1 protein-coding gene is annotated in these 293 nt (G+C 67.6%); it reads right to left on the bottom strand.

The window, feature by feature from the left end; all coding sequences use genetic code 11:
* Positions 1-94 precede the first annotated feature (94 nt).
* The coding region (locus P0D96_RS48615) for an efflux RND transporter permease subunit (protein WP_408321521.1) at positions 95-293 on the bottom strand (199 nt) is incomplete at its 5' end.

Below are 293 nucleotides of genomic sequence, written 5' to 3'. Positions count from 1 at the left end.
GTGAGCGGTGCCGGCGGTTGCCACGCCCGTGGTTGCCTGCTTACCCGACTCCGGCGGAAGTGATGAATCGTTCATGGGATAGGTCTCGTCGAAATCAAAGAGTGCGGGCCGGGACGGCGGATTCGTGTTTTTCGCTGCGAGCCGCGCGGCGTTTGTCGAGCCACGCATGCACCATCCCGTAGACGACGGGGACGAACAGCAAGGTCGACACCGTGCCGAGCGCGAGGCCGCCGATCACGGCGCGGCCGAGCGGCGCGTTCTGTTCGCCGCCGTCGCCGAGGCCGAGCGCCATC

It is taken from the genome of Paraburkholderia sp. RL17-347-BIC-D (assembly GCF_046027915.1).
Taxonomy (GTDB): domain Bacteria; phylum Pseudomonadota; class Gammaproteobacteria; order Burkholderiales; family Burkholderiaceae; genus Paraburkholderia.
This window is presented reverse-complemented; position numbering and strand designations above follow the sequence as displayed.